Annotated in this window: 14 protein-coding genes; 7 read left to right on the forward strand and 7 right to left on the reverse strand. The window is 67.5% G+C overall.

Translation table 11 applies throughout. The features are described from left to right. Positions 1–20 precede the first annotated feature (20 nt). From PKE80_RS21915 to PKE80_RS21945, 7 genes are all read right to left on the reverse strand, one after another. Positions 21–1,310: an MFS transporter gene (locus tag PKE80_RS21915; RefSeq protein ID WP_271184341.1), complete on the reverse strand. Its 1,290-nt coding sequence runs from the start codon at positions 1,308–1,310 to the stop codon at positions 21–23. A gap of 142 nt (positions 1,311–1,452) precedes the next feature. Then, on the reverse strand, positions 1,453–2,070 hold the full coding sequence (locus PKE80_RS21920) for a riboflavin synthase (protein WP_271184342.1): 618 nt from the start codon (positions 2,068–2,070) through the stop codon (positions 1,453–1,455). A gap of 3 nt (positions 2,071–2,073) precedes the next feature. Next, the gene (gene ribD, locus PKE80_RS21925) at positions 2,074–3,063 is read right to left on the reverse strand and encodes a bifunctional diaminohydroxyphosphoribosylaminopyrimidine deaminase/5-amino-6-(5-phosphoribosylamino)uracil reductase RibD (protein ID WP_271184343.1); all 990 of its coding nucleotides are present in this window, start codon (positions 3,061–3,063) and stop codon (positions 2,074–2,076) included. Continuing rightward, positions 3,060–3,500 carry a hypothetical protein gene (locus PKE80_RS21930; protein WP_271184344.1) on the reverse strand — a complete coding sequence of 147 codons (441 nt, stop codon included), beginning with the start codon at positions 3,498–3,500 and terminating at the stop codon, positions 3,060–3,062. Before PKE80_RS21930 ends, ribD begins: the two co-directional genes overlap by 4 nt. Positions 3,501–3,577: 77 nt before the next feature. Further along, a complete protein-coding gene (locus tag PKE80_RS21935) occupies positions 3,578–4,303 on the reverse strand; it encodes a M48 family metallopeptidase (RefSeq protein WP_271184481.1) in 726 nt (241 codons plus the stop codon). A 5-nt stretch (positions 4,304–4,308) separates the two neighbouring features. Beyond that, positions 4,309–4,827, reverse strand: a complete 519-nt coding sequence (locus PKE80_RS21940) for a YcgN family cysteine cluster protein (RefSeq protein ID WP_271184345.1) — start codon at positions 4,825–4,827, stop codon at positions 4,309–4,311. Continuing rightward, positions 4,815–5,417: an SCO family protein gene (locus PKE80_RS21945; protein WP_271184346.1), complete on the reverse strand. Its 603-nt coding sequence runs from the start codon at positions 5,415–5,417 to the stop codon at positions 4,815–4,817. The genes PKE80_RS21940 and PKE80_RS21945 overlap by 13 nt, the downstream gene beginning before the upstream one ends. Before the next feature lie 90 nt (positions 5,418–5,507). On the opposite strand from PKE80_RS21945, the gene PKE80_RS21950 reads away from it, so the two are divergent. From PKE80_RS21950 to PKE80_RS21980, 7 genes are all read left to right on the forward strand, one after another. After that, the gene (locus PKE80_RS21950) at positions 5,508–6,149 is read left to right on the forward strand and encodes an ankyrin repeat domain-containing protein (RefSeq protein ID WP_370424662.1); all 642 of its coding nucleotides are present in this window, start codon (positions 5,508–5,510) and stop codon (positions 6,147–6,149) included. A gap of 11 nt (positions 6,150–6,160) precedes the next feature. Beyond that, positions 6,161–6,817, forward strand: a complete 657-nt coding sequence (locus PKE80_RS21955; RefSeq protein WP_036527940.1) for a COQ9 family protein — start codon at positions 6,161–6,163, stop codon at positions 6,815–6,817. Between the two features lie 250 nt (positions 6,818–7,067). Further along, positions 7,068–7,307, forward strand: coding sequence for a FeoA family protein (locus PKE80_RS21960; protein ID WP_271184347.1), 240 nt, complete (start codon positions 7,068–7,070; stop codon positions 7,305–7,307). Then, positions 7,304–9,163 (forward strand): ferrous iron transporter B, encoded by a 1,860-nt coding sequence (gene feoB, locus PKE80_RS21965; RefSeq protein WP_271184348.1) that lies wholly within the window; start codon positions 7,304–7,306, stop codon positions 9,161–9,163. Before PKE80_RS21960 ends, feoB begins: the two co-directional genes overlap by 4 nt. A gap of 185 nt (positions 9,164–9,348) precedes the next feature. Then, positions 9,349–9,951 (forward strand): single-stranded DNA-binding protein, encoded by a 603-nt coding sequence (gene ssb / locus PKE80_RS21970; RefSeq protein ID WP_271184349.1) that lies wholly within the window; start codon positions 9,349–9,351, stop codon positions 9,949–9,951. 209 nt (positions 9,952–10,160) lie between these two features. Continuing rightward, positions 10,161–12,152 carry a TonB-dependent receptor plug domain-containing protein gene (locus PKE80_RS21975; RefSeq protein ID WP_271184350.1) on the forward strand — a complete coding sequence of 664 codons (1,992 nt, stop codon included), beginning with the start codon at positions 10,161–10,163 and terminating at the stop codon, positions 12,150–12,152. A gap of 28 nt (positions 12,153–12,180) precedes the next feature. Further along, the gene (locus tag PKE80_RS21980; RefSeq protein ID WP_271184351.1) at positions 12,181–12,975 is read left to right on the forward strand and encodes an energy transducer TonB family protein; all 795 of its coding nucleotides are present in this window, start codon (positions 12,181–12,183) and stop codon (positions 12,973–12,975) included. Positions 12,976–12,987 lie beyond the last annotated feature (12 nt).

The following is a 12,987-nucleotide window of genomic DNA, read 5'->3' on the forward strand; positions in this document are numbered from 1 at the left end:
GCGCCTCCGCGTGCGGGGACTCAGCGCCAGATGATCAGCGCGGCAATGCACATCAGCGCGGCCGGGACGATTCCGAAGGCGTAGCGGATCGCGTCGATGGCCTCGGCGCTCTGGGCGATGCCGCGCTTGGCGGCGGCTGAATCGAAGCCGCCGATCGCCAGGATCGAACTCGCGATCAGCGTGCCGCCGAGCGCGATTCCGGCCTTCTCGATGATCGACCAGATCGCGGCGAACGAGCCGGCGGTATCGCGCCCGGTCTCCGCGCGGGCCTGCGCCATGGCGTCGGTGAGGAGCGAGAGCGCGATCAGGCCCCAGCCCGAGTTGAACAGCCCGACGCAGCCCGAGCACACATAGGTCACCCAGATCGGCCCGGCGCCGGCATTGGACCAGACGATCAGCGTGATCACATGGCCGAGCGCGCCGACGAGGTACGCGTTGCGCTTGCCCAGCACTTTCGCCGCCGCCACCCAGAGCGGCGAGACCGCCATGACGACGCAGCCCGCAATGGCGACAAGGATGCCGAGCTGCACCAGCGCGTCGGTCCGCCCCATGTTGTAGGTGATGAAGAACGCCATCGCCGCCGAGCAGGTGCCTGCCGCCACCGTCATGGCGGCGGCGGAAAGGCACAGGACGCGGAACGGGCGGAAGGTCAGCGTGGCCAGCAGGCCGCGCAGCGAGAGGTCGCGCTCGAGAGGCGTGACGACCTGCACCTTGCGCACCGCGTTCCAGGCGGTGACGAGGCTGATCGCGGTGATCCCGCCCAGCAGCGCCGCGCCGGTGACGTAGGCGCCGCGATCGGCACCCAGTTCGTGGATGAGCCATGGCACCAGCGCCGAGCCGAGCAGCAGTCCCGCGCCGGTCCAGGCGTGCTTCCACGCCATCAGCACCGTGCGCTCCTGCGGATCGCTGCTGATTTCCGAGAAATGCGCAAGGAACGGCACGGAGAAGCTGGCGAAGGTCACCATGTAGAAGCTGAAGGCGACGACGACGTAGCCGACTTGGGTGCTCATCCCGGCGTTGGGCACGAAGAACGTGGCGATCATCGCGAAGGGGGCCAGCACTGCGCCGACCAGCAGCCAGTTTCGCCGCGCGAAGCGATGGAGGTTGCGGTCGGAAACGACGCCGACGGTGAAGTCGCTGAGCGCGCCGACGATGACCTTGGGCACGAAGATCGCCGCGCCCGCGATCGCTGGCGGAATGCCGACGATGCTGGTGAGGTAGTAAAGCAGGAGGATCATCGGCGCGTCGCGGAACAACTGGTTCCCGACGTTGCCAAAGCTGTAGAGCGCCTTGGTCCGGGTCCGAAGCAAGCCGCCTTGCGGCGCGGCTCCATGCATGCCGTTGTCTCCAAATGATCCTGTAGCCGCCAGCCTAGTGGCAGGGCGCCGGATCATCGGGAGAAACCCGCAGAGTCACCGACACGCGGTGACTCTGCCGTGCCTTTCAGGCCGATCAGCTCCGCAGCGACTGCATGCGCTGGAGATAGCGGGCCAGCACGTCGATCTCCAGATTTACGCCGTCCCCTGCTTGCATCGCGCCGATGGTGGTCACTTCCGCCGTGTGGGGGATGATGTTCAGGGCGAAGTGGCAGGTGCCGTCCGGTTCGTCACTCACTTCGTTGACGGTGAGGGAGATGCCATCGACGGTGATCGAACCCTTGGGGGCGAGGTAGGGGGCCAGTTCCCTGGGCGCGGCGATGACGAAGCGGCGCGAATCGCCGACCGGCTCGATGCTGACCACGGTGCCGACGCCATCGACGTGGCCGGTGACGATGTGACCGCCCAGTTCGTCACCCAGCTTCAGTGCCGGCTCAAGGTTCAGGTGGCGGCCTTCCTGCCAGCGGTCGGAGACGGTGCGGGCCACGGATTCGGCCGAAATATCCACCGCGAACCAGGCGTCGCCGGCCACGCCGCCCTTGTCCACCACGGTCAGGCATACGCCCGAGCAGGCGATCGAGGCGCCCATCGCGATGCCCGCGGGATCAAAGGGGCAGGCGATGACGGCGCGCAGGTCGCCGGTCTTGCGGGCTTCGCGGATGGTGCCGACGGCAGTGACGATTCCGGTGAACATGAGCTAGCCTTCGTGAGAATTTCGCGCGTCGTAGACTTCCAGCGTGTCGCTGCCAAGCTGCCGTCGCTTGATCATCCGCCAGCGGCCATGGGCCTGCGCCAGCGAGGACAGGCCGAAGTCGGCGAGGCCCGGCCTGCCGCCGAGCAGCACCGGCGCGCGGTAGATCAGCAGCCTGTCGACCAGCCCCGCCGCGAGGAAAGCCGTCGCGGCATGGGCGCCGCCCTCGACGAAGAGGTGAAGCACACCCTCCATCCCGGCGACGGCGTCCGGTGAAGGCAGTGCATGCCAGCCTTCGGGAGCGGAGCCGCGTGTCAGTACCCAGCGCTGCGGGCTGCGATCCTCCAGCCCCGGCAGGCGCACGTCGAGGCGGGGATTGTCGGCTCTCAACGTGCCGCCGCCGACAAGGATCGCATCGGCACGGGCGCGCATGGCGTGGGTGTGGGCGCGGGCTTGGGCGCCGGTGATCCACTGGCTTTCGCCGCTCGCCAGTGCGATGCAGCCGTCGAGCGACAGGGCGAGCTTGAGCGTCACCTCGGGACGGCCGAGGCGCTTGGTGGTGAGATAGCCGGAAAGGCTCTGCTCGCAGGCCGTCGAAGGCAGGTATTCGGCCGCGATCCCAGCGGCGTGGATGCGGGCGATTCCGGCGCCCGAGGTGCGCGGATCGGGGTCCATGCAGCCGATCACCACGCGGGCGAGGCCAGACTGCGAGACGAGGTCGGCGCAGGCCGGGCCGCGCTCGGACTTGTGGGCGCAGGGTTCGAGGGTGACGTAGATGGTGCCCCCGTGCGCGGCCTCTCCGGCGGCGGCGAGCGCCATGGCTTCGGCGTGAGGGCGGCCGTCGGCTTGCGTCCAGCCGCGCGCAATCACGCGGCCGGCCTTCACGATGATCGCGCCGACGCCCGGATTCGGCCTGCTCAGCGGACGGGCGCGCGCGGCGAGAGCCGCGGCGGCGGCGAGCCAGCGCGCGTCTTCGCTCCCCCCCCTGTCGTTCACTGCTGGGCGGCGTCCGGTGCCAGCTTGGGGTTGGCGATGCCGCCTGCCTTCAGATTCTGTTCGATCCGCTCGCGATCGGCCTTGGCCTTGGCGGCTTCCTCGGCGTCGGCTTCGCGCGCGATCTTGTCGACGTCCATGCCGGAATAGCGGCCGATCGTCTTGTAGAGTTCGCGTACGTCCTTGTCGCGGCGCGCTATTTCGCGGGCGTAAGCTTCCTTGGCTTTCTGGTTGGCGATGTTTTCCGCTTCGATCTCGGCGTCGGTGCGGTGTTCCTTGAGGACGGAGATCCAGGTGACCTTCGGCGGCGGGTGCGGGGCGCTGCCTTCCTGCGTAAACATCAGATAGAAAACGCCGAAAGTGCAGGCGGCCGACACCGCCGCGATGCGCCAGCGGTTGTGTCCGGCCTGCTTCCAGACCAGCTTGAAATCCGCGACCATCCCGGTCGGGTTTGCGTCTTTCCAGATTCCACTGCGCTTCAACATGGCACCCATGTAGGCCCTAACGGCACCCAACGCTACCCAAACGGCACATAGAGCGACCGGCCATGCGCCTTGAGCCACCGATTAGCCTCATGGATCGACCCCTCGAAGATCGTCTTGAGGACATGATGGAACGCGGGAGAGTGATCGAAGTGGACGAGGTGGGCAACCTCGTGTGCGACTACCGAGCGGCGCACCGGATCGGGCGCCATGATCAGCCGCCAGTTGATCCGGATCGTCCCGTCATGCGCGCAGGAACCCCAGCGCCGCTGCGCGCTCGACAGGCCGAGGGCGGGGCAGGGCTGGGCGGCGCGCTCGCAATATTCGGCGAGGTCGGCGGCGAGGAGGTCCTTCGCCTCCGTCTGCAGCCAGCGCAGGACGCGCGGGGCAAGCGAATCGGCAGGGCCGCCGAGGCGCAGTTCGCCGTCGTCGACGACCGGGCGTCGCGGCGCGGTGATGTCGTGGACCACGGCGAGGGCGTCGCCCCGGAAGGTGATCGTGGTTCCGTCCGCCATCGGCGCGGCGGCGGGGAGGGCGGCGAGCTGCTTCGCCAGCCAGTCGCGGCGGCTCCGGGCGAAGGCGACCGCCTCGGCCGTGCGGGTCCAGCGCGGGACGGAGATGCGCACCTCGCTGCCGTCGGGCGCAAGGCGCATGGTCATCCGGCGGGCGCGGTCGAGGTGGCGGACCACCACGGGAAGGGCGCGGTCACCGACCTCGACGACCAGCTCTTCGCGCGGATCGCGCCTCAGCCAGTCGAGCATCGCATTCAGCGCTTTTGCTCCGGCAGGACGTCCCACGGCGCGCCGCCGTCCTCGACCTCCCACTCCTCCCCATCCTCGTCGCCGTAGGGCCAGACGATGTGCTGTTCGAGCGGCCCGGCCACCGTCTCCGAGATCACCTTGCCTGCCACTGAGATGCCCGCCTCGTGCACCGTGTCTCGGCTGCCGCTGACGAGGTAGTGCCATTCGGGCAGCGGGTCGCCGTCGGCACGCAGGCGGTAGGCGCAGCTCGGCGGCAGCCATGCGTAGCGACCCGCGCTCTCGGGCGTCAGCTTCAGGCAGTCGGGCACGAAGCTGCGGCGGTTGGCATAGTCGCTGCACTGCGCGGTCTTGAGGTTGAGCAGCTTGCAGGCGACATTGGTGTGGTAGATCTCGCCGGTGTCCTCGTCCTCGACCTTGTGCAGGCAGCATTGACCGCAGCCGTCGCACAGGGCCTCCCACTCATCGCGGGTCAGGCGGTCGAGGGGCAGTTCCCAGAAGGGCTTCTGGCCGCTCACTTCACCCACTTTTCAAGCTCGGCCTCGACCGCCTTGCGGCCCTGGTCGGAGGGCAGCATGGCAATCGGCTTGCCGTCGGGGTCGAACAGGTAGGTGATGCGAACGTGATCCATCAGGTAGCCGCCGGGCGTGTCGGAGCCCTTCTTGTAGTAGATCGCGAAGGCCTTGGCAGCACTTTCGATCTGCTGCGGCGTGCCGGTGAGGCCGAGCAGCTTCGGGCCGAACGCCGAGGTCCACTGGCCGACGATCTCGGGCGTGTCGCGCTGCGGATCGACGGTGATGAAGATCGGCTGCACTTTCGCCGCCTTGGCCGGTTCGCGCTTCGCAAATTCGGCGAAGCCGCGCATCGTTTCCTGCATGTCGAGCGGGCAGACGTCGGGGCAGAAGGTGTAGCCGAAGTAGACGATTCGCCAGCGGCCCTTGAAGCTGTCCCAGGTGACCGGCTTGTTGTCCTTGTCCACCAGCGTGAACGGCCCGCCGATGGCCGCGCCCTCGAGCGGCGGACGCTCGGCCGCAGGCTGCTTCGAGCAGGCGGAAAGCGGCAGCCCCGCCAGCAATACGAGTGCAAGGGGAGCGAGACGACGTGCAAGGTATGTCATGGCGCCCACGCTCATGACCTGCTAGACGCCTCCATGCAAGGCGCGGATGGCGGGGCGCGCGTAAAGACCTGTGGTGGAAGGACGTTAGAAGTGCTGAAGATGACGATACGCCGCGTTGTGGGCCTTTCTCGCATGGTCCTCAAGGTGGCTGTTCCCGTGTTCGCGATGAGCCTGCTGATGACCTCGCCCGCCCGCGCCGACTTCTCGGAAGGGTACAAGTTCCTCGAAGCGGTTAAGAAGAAGGAAGGCGACAAGGTCGAGGAGGCGATCATGAAGTCCTCCCAGATCATCAACGCCAAGGACGTCACCACCGGCGAAGGCGCGCTGCACATCGTCACCGCGCGCCGCGACCTGACCTGGCTCAGCTACCTCATCGCCAAGGGCGCCAACGTCAACGCCACCGACGATCGCGGGCGCAGCGCACTGGAACTGGCGGTGAACCTCGGCTGGCGCGAGGGCGCGCAGCTTTTGCTCGACCAGAAGGCCAGCCCCGACACCTCGAACGACGCGGGCGAGACACCGCTGATCTTCGCCGTCCACCGCAAGGACCTGCAACTGACCAAGGCGCTGCTCGAAGCGGGCGCCAATCCCGACCGCTCCGACAATTCGGGCCGCAGCGCGCGGGACTATGCCAAGATCGAAGGCGGCAGCGCGCAGCTGATGTCGGTCATCGAGACTTATGGCAAGAAGGGCGCGAAGACCGCCAAGCCGGTCTACGGCCCGACCTTCTGAGGACGTTGGAAATGACGCAAGAAGCCGCCTCGCTCGACGAACTGCGCCTGCAACTGGCTCCGCTGGTGGCCGATGCCGCCGTGTTCGACGGCTGGACTGCCGATGCGGTCGCTTCGGCCGCGGCTTCGGCGGGTGTCGATCCGGCGCTGGCGGCTTATGCCTTCCGCGACGGGGCGATGGCGATGATCTCCGCGTGGATTGGGCATGTCGATGCGACGATGACCGCGTCCGTCGGAGGGGGCGCGTTGTCGAACCTTTCGATCCGCGAGCGTATCCGCCGCCTCGTCTGGGCGCGGCTGGAGGCCGTGGCGGGGCGCGAGGAAGCGCTGCTGCGGGCGCTGACGATCATGGCGATGCCGCAGAACATCGCCGCATCCACGCGGCTGGGCTGGCGCAGCGCCGATGCCATGTGGCGGCTCGCGGGCGATACCGCGACCGACTACAACCATTACACCAAGCGCGCGATCCTGGGCGGCATCTATGCGGCCACGCTCCACGCCTTCGCGCGTGACACCAGCGAGGACAAGGCCGAGACGCGCGCCTTCCTCGACCGCCGCATCGCCGGGATCATGCGCTTCGAGAAGGCCAAGTCGCAGCTGCTGCGCAAGCCCGACGAGCGGTTTAGCATGACCCGCCTGCTCGGCCGCATGCGCTACCCGGCACGGTAAAAGGGAGTGGCGCGCAGTCTGCGCTCCACCTTCCGTGCCACCAGTCTACACAACCGTTCGTCATTGCGAGCGCAGCGAAGCAATCCAGGGCGGCTCAAGACTGCCCTGGATTGCTTCGCTGCGCTCGCAATGACGAACGGTGGTTGGCGGCGGGGTTGGCTTCGTTTCAAATTCTTGCCCCCGCTAAAACCCATACTTTCGCTATTGCGATCCGGTTGCAATTAAGGGTGTTATCTGGCACCGCGCCAGCATGACTCTCGATATGCTTCCTATCGGCCGGTTCGCGCGCATCGTCGCCGTGCACTGGCCCGCGCTCGTCCAGGAAGAGGCGCGCAGGCTCCGCGCCCTGGGCTTGGAGGAGGGCGCCAGGATCGCGGTGTCGCATCGCGGCATCCTGGGCGGGCGCGACCCTATCGCCATTACCGTGGGCCGCATGACCGTGGCCGTGCGCCGCGCCCATGCCGCCGCGATGGAGGTCGAGGAACTGTGAGCCGTCAACGCCCTGAAGGTAACAGGCGGGTCGCGCTCGTCGGCAACCCCAATGCGGGCAAGAGCGCGCTGTTCAATGCGCTGACCGGCGCGCGCCAGAAGATCGCCAATTATCCCGGCGTTACCGTGGAACGCAAGTCGGGCCGCTTCGTCCTGCCGACCGGCGAGCCGGTGGAGATGACCGACCTTCCCGGCGCCTACGGCCTCGACCCGACCAGCCCGGACGAGGAAGTGACCGCCAAGGTCATCGCCGGGCACTTCCCCGGCGAAGCCGCGCCCGACGTGCTGGTGGTGGTGCTCGACGCATCGAACCTCGAGCAGCACCTCGTCTTCGCGCAGGAACTGCTGGCGCTGGGCAAGCCCACCGTCGTCGCGCTCAACATGGTCGATCTGGCGGAGCGTGACGGCCTCGTCCTCGACGCCGCAGTGCTGGCCGAGGAACTGGGCGTGCCGGTGATCCCGACCGTCGCGGTGCGCCGCCGCGGCCTTGCCGAACTGGGCGAGGCGATTGCGAACGCGGGCGAGCGGCATCCGGGGCCGGGCCTGACCGCCCTCGGACAGACCGAACGCCGCGTCGCCGCGCATGCCATGGCGGATGCGGCGATCCTTTCGGAATCCAAGCGCCACCGTCTTCACGCCAAGCTGGACCAGCTGCTGCTGAACCCGTGGGTCGGGCCGGTGATCCTGCTGGCAATCCTTTTCGTGGTGTTCCAGGCGGTGTTCGCCTGGGCGACTCCGTTCGCCGATGCGCTGGATGCGGGCGTCAGTGCGCTGCACGACGGCGTCAAGGCCGCGCTTCCGCCAAGCCTGCTGCGCGACCTGCTGACGGACGGCGTGATCGCGGGCGTCGGCTCGGTGATCGTGTTCCTGCCGCAGATCGTCATCCTCTTCGCCTTCATCCTCGCCATGGAGGCATCGGGCTACATGGCCCGCGCCGCGTTCCTGATGGACCGCATGATGGCAAGCGTGGGCCTGTCCGGCCGCAGCTTCATCCCGCTGCTCTCCAGCTTCGCCTGCGCCATTCCGGGCATCATGGCGACGCGCTCGATCACCGACCCCAAGGACCGGTTGACGACGATCCTGATCGCGCCGCTGATGACCTGCTCGGCGCGCCTGCCGGTCTATGCGGTGATCATCGCCGCGTTTATCCCGCATACCAGCGTGTGGGGCGGGATCGGCCTGCAGGGGCTGGTGCTGTTCACGCTCTATGTCGTGGGCGTGGTCGGGGCCATGGCGGTGGCGCTGGCGCTGCGCAGCTCGATGACCAAGGGCGCCGCTTCGGGCTTCATCATGGAGCTGCCCAAGTACCAGATGCCGCGCCTCAAGGACATGGCGATCGGCCTGTGGCAGCGCGCGTGGATCTTCCTGCGCCGCGCGGGCACGATCATCTTCATGGTCACGGTCGTGCTGTGGGTCATGCTCAACTTCCCGAAGGCCGGCCCGGGCGAGAGCCAAGTCGATGCCTCGATCGCGGGCAAGGTGGCGAACGGCCTCGCCTTCGTGGTCGAGCCGATCGGTTTCAACCGCGACATGGCGCTCGCGCTGATCCCGGCGATGGCCGCGCGCGAAGTTGCGGTGTCCTCGCTGGCGACGACCTACGCGGTCGATGCGGGCGACAACGAGGACGAGCAGGCGCTCGAACTCGGCGACCAGCTCAAGCGGCGCTGGACCCTGCCGATGGCGCTGGCGTTCCTGGCATGGTTCGTGTTCGCGCCGCAGTGCATGTCGACGATCGCGGTGACCCGGCGCGAGACCAACGGCTGGAAGTGGCCGACGTTCATGCTCGCGTACCTGTTCGGGCTGGCTTACATCGCGGCGGGTGCGACGTACTGGGTCGCGGTGGCGGCGGGGCTGTAGCGCGCTTTCACTTCGTCATTGCGAGCGAAGCGAAGCAATCCAGGGCAGCCTTACACCGCCCTGGATTGCTTCGCTTCGCTCGCAATGACAGTTACAATTGTAGAAAAGGCGGTCTGCCGGACTCGCATCGGTGCCCCGGCTTGGGCTAACCCGTCCGCCAGATTCGAAACGAAAGCGATTCCCGCATGGCAGGCAGCGTCAACAAGGTCATCATCGTCGGCAACCTGGGGGCCGACCCCGAGGTCAAGTCGTTTCAGAACGGCGGCCGCATCGCCAATCTGCGCATCGCGACCTCCGAAAGCTGGAAGGACCGCGCCACCGGCGAGCGCAAGGAGCGTACCGAATGGCACTCGGTCGTGCTCCAGTCCGACGGCCTCGTCGGCGTCGCCGAGCGGTTCCTGCGCAAGGGCTCGAAGGTCTACATCGAAGGCCAGCTGCGCACCCGCAAGTGGCAGGACCAGAACGGCAACGACCGCTACACCACCGAAGTCTCGGTCGGCGGCGTCGGCGGCGTGCTGACCATGCTCGACGGTGCGCCGGGCGGCGGCGGCGGTGGCCAGCGCAGCGGCGGTGGCGGCTGGAGCGAGGGTGGTTCCTCTGGCGGCGGCTTCGGCGGCGGCCAGCGCTCGGGCGGAGCATCGCGCGGCGGTGACGAATGGGGCGGCGGTTCCTCCAGTGGCGCTTCGGGCGGCAGCGAATGGGGCCGCACCGGCGGTTCCTCGGGCGGCTCGTCCGGCGGTTCCGGCGGCGGCTTCGGCGACGACCTCGACGACGACATCCCGTTCTGACCGTCTTTCGCCGCACGCGGCGAGAAGCTGACAGTTCTTACAGACCGCCTCGGAAGCACGCCGCTTCCGGGGCGGTTTCGTCATGCCCTTCGCGATCTTTCCGGGGCCACCGGACGAAATCCGCAAAAAGTCCTTTACGTAACAGTCAAGCTGCGCAATTGGCCTTTCTGCTAATGCATACGATTCGCATTAGCGAAGGGGAAACAATTATGCTTCGTAGTTTTGCCGCCCGCGCGCTTGGCGGGGTGTCCGCCATTGCCTTCTTCGTCGCCGCTCCGGCCCACGCGCAGGACGCTGCCGCCACCGACAAGAACACGCAGGCCGGTGAATTCCTCGGCACCATCGATATCGGCGAGAGCACCCGCGCCATCCAGACCGACACCGCGACGCCGATCACCGTGATCGACCGCAAGGAGATCGAGGACCGCCAGGCCTCCACCATCGCCGAACTGCTGGACTCCGTGCCCGGCGTCACGCTCATCAACGGATCGACCCCGATCGGCTCTGGCATCAACATCCGCGGCTTCGGCGCCAACGGCACCTATGGCACCGACCAGAAGGTCGCTTTCGTCGTCGACGGCGCCACCACGGGCTCGGAAGAGATCTACCGCGTCGGCACGCAGCTGTTCACCGACCCGCTGCTCTACAAGCGGGCGCAGGTGATCCGCGGCACCGTGGGCAGCTTCGAGTGGGGCTCGGGGATCATCGGCGGTGTCGTCCTGCTGGAAACCAACGATGCGGCCACCGTCCTCCACGGCAAGACCGGCATCACCGCCAGCCAGACGGTTTCGGGCCAGACCAACGGCAACGGCTTCGCGACCTCCACCACCGTCGCGGCAATGCCGACCGAGCAGTTCGAGTTCCTCGCGAACTACACCTGGCGGACCCAGAGCACGCAGCAGGACGGCCACGGCGATGACATCGGCAACAGCAGCTTCGATCTGCCCAGCTTCCTGGTGAAAGGCGCGTTCCACTTCGGCGCCGACAATGCCCACACCATCGCCGCCAGCTTCAACCAGACCACCACCAGCGACCGCGACGTCCCCTACGACAGCTTCGGCACTACGGCGGGTATCTTCGGCAACGTCGACCGCGACACCAAGAGCCAGGTGCTGACGGTATCCTACGGCTACAAGCCGGTCGATAACGACGCGGTCAATCTCCAGCTGCTGTACACGTACGCCAATCAGGAGATCGACCAGAGCGCCGTGGGCGTCGCGATCTCGCCGGTGCTCGATGCCGACCACCGTTACGAGACCTCGAAGATCACGCTCAAGAACGCCGCGCTGTTCTCGACCGGGCCGATCCGCCACAACCTGCACTTCGGCGTCGAGTACATTCACAAGAAGCGGGCTGACGCCAACAGTGCGCCGGGCGGCACCGACAACCGCATGGCCGCCTTCGCAGTGGACGAGATCGGCCTGTTCAAGGGCTTCACGCTGAGCCCGGCGATCCGCTGGGAGACCTCGAACGTCAAGTCCAACCGCACCGGCACGCCGGTTTCCTACAACAACGAGGCGTGGATGGGCGGCGTCTCGGCCCGCTACGAGCTGCCTTTCGGTCTCGCCGCGTTCGGAAGCTGGGCGCGCACGCGCAACATGCCGATCATCGACGACCTCGACAACGCCACCTACATGAACCAGCCGGAAAAGAGCCGGACCTGGGAAGCGGGCGGTTCGTTCGACCGCACCGATCTGCTCGGCAAGGGCGATCACCTTGCGATCAAGGTCAACTACTACGACACCGAGCTGACCGACAACACTGCCTACTCGGGCGTGCGCGAGGTCTATCTCGACGGCTTCGAGATCGAGGCATCCTACGCCACCGCGAGCGGGATCTACTTCGACTTCAACGCGACTATCCCGGACGGCCAGCGCTTGCGCACCACCGGCGTGATCGACGACTGGACCAACCTGCCGCAGAAGACCTACATGCTTTCGGCGGGCAAGCGCTTCGGCAAGCTGCTGGACGTGCGCTGGGAAACGACCCTCGCCGAAGACCTCGACATCAACGGCACCGAGCACGAGGGCTTCGACGTCCACAACCTGCGCGCCACGATCACGCCGAGCGGCGGCATCTTCGAGAACGTCGCGCTGCGCCTGAGCGTCGAGAACATCTTCGACACTTATTACCAGTCGGCGCTGTCTACGCGCCCGGCGGTGGGGCGCAACTTCAAGGCCGCCCTCTCGAAAATGTTCTAAGGGGGGCGAGGCGGACATGGCTTACTGGATGGGCAGATCCGAATTCGGGACAGGTCCGTTTGCGCGGATCGACCTGAACGCCATGGCCGCCTCGGTCACCGCGCACGCGATCGTGGCGGCCCTGCTGGTCTTCACCTGGGGCGAGACGGTGCTGGTGGAAGGGGGCACCCGTTCCCGCCTCGTCAGCATCGATCTGTCCATGCGCGAGGGCGGACCCGGCCCGAAGATGCAGCCGCTGGCCGAGGCACAACAGCCTCGGGAACGCACGGTGACGCCGCCTGCCGAAGTTCCGTCGCCGGCGATAGTCGCAGAGGCTCGGCCCGCTGCGCAGCCCCTGCCGCAACCGGCGGCGCAGGCAGGCGGCGGCGGGCAGGGGCGCACGGGTGAAGGTGCGGCCGCGACGACGACGCGGCAGTTGCCTGTGGCCAAGCTGATCCCCGCAGCCGCGTTCGTCACTCCGGCCGCCACTGCACCCGGTCCGCAGGCGCGGGCGGCGGAAAGCGCGGCGGAGGCTCAGGGGAAGGGCGGCAGCGGCGGCGGCAACACCGATCAGGCGGGCAATTCCGCCGTCAGCAATTTCAGCGGCCGCGTCTACCAGCATCTGAAACGCTACCAGCGCGGCAACACCATCGGCGCCGGCGAGGCACTGATCGCCTTCACCGTCGAGCCCGGCGGCGCCGCGCGCGCGATCCGCGTGGCGCGCACATCAGGCACCTCGCGCTTCGATCACGAGGCGATGGCTCTGGTCCGCCGGGCATCGCCTTTCCCGCGCCCGCCGGACGGCGAGGCGCACACCTTCACTTTCGAGATCACCGGACAATGATGAGGACCGCTT

Origin of the sequence: Novosphingobium resinovorum, from assembly GCF_027922145.1 — a bacterium.
In the GTDB taxonomy this organism is placed as follows: Bacteria; Pseudomonadota; Alphaproteobacteria; order Sphingomonadales; family Sphingomonadaceae; genus Novosphingobium; species Novosphingobium resinovorum.

Coding starts and splice junctions, on each gene's coding strand:
- PKE80_RS21975 (WP_271184350.1), top strand. CDS start 10,161: ATGCTTCGTAGTTTTGCCGCCCGCGCGCTTGGCGGGGTGTCCGCCATT.
- PKE80_RS21980 (WP_271184351.1), top strand. CDS start 12,181: ATGGGCAGATCCGAATTCGGGACAGGTCCGTTTGCGCGGATCGACCTG.
- PKE80_RS21960 (WP_271184347.1), top strand. CDS start 7,068: ATGACTCTCGATATGCTTCCTATCGGCCGGTTCGCGCGCATCGTCGCC.
- PKE80_RS21930 (WP_271184344.1), bottom strand. CDS start 3,500: ATGGTCGCGGATTTCAAGCTGGTCTGGAAGCAGGCCGGACACAACCGC.
- PKE80_RS21955 (WP_036527940.1), top strand. CDS start 6,161: ATGACGCAAGAAGCCGCCTCGCTCGACGAACTGCGCCTGCAACTGGCT.
- PKE80_RS21935 (WP_271184481.1), bottom strand. CDS start 4,303: ATGCTCGACTGGCTGAGGCGCGATCCGCGCGAAGAGCTGGTCGTCGAG.
- ssb (WP_271184349.1), top strand. CDS start 9,349: ATGGCAGGCAGCGTCAACAAGGTCATCATCGTCGGCAACCTGGGGGCC.
- PKE80_RS21920 (WP_271184342.1), bottom strand. CDS start 2,070: ATGTTCACCGGAATCGTCACTGCCGTCGGCACCATCCGCGAAGCCCGC.
- PKE80_RS21945 (WP_271184346.1), bottom strand. CDS start 5,417: ATGACATACCTTGCACGTCGTCTCGCTCCCCTTGCACTCGTATTGCTG.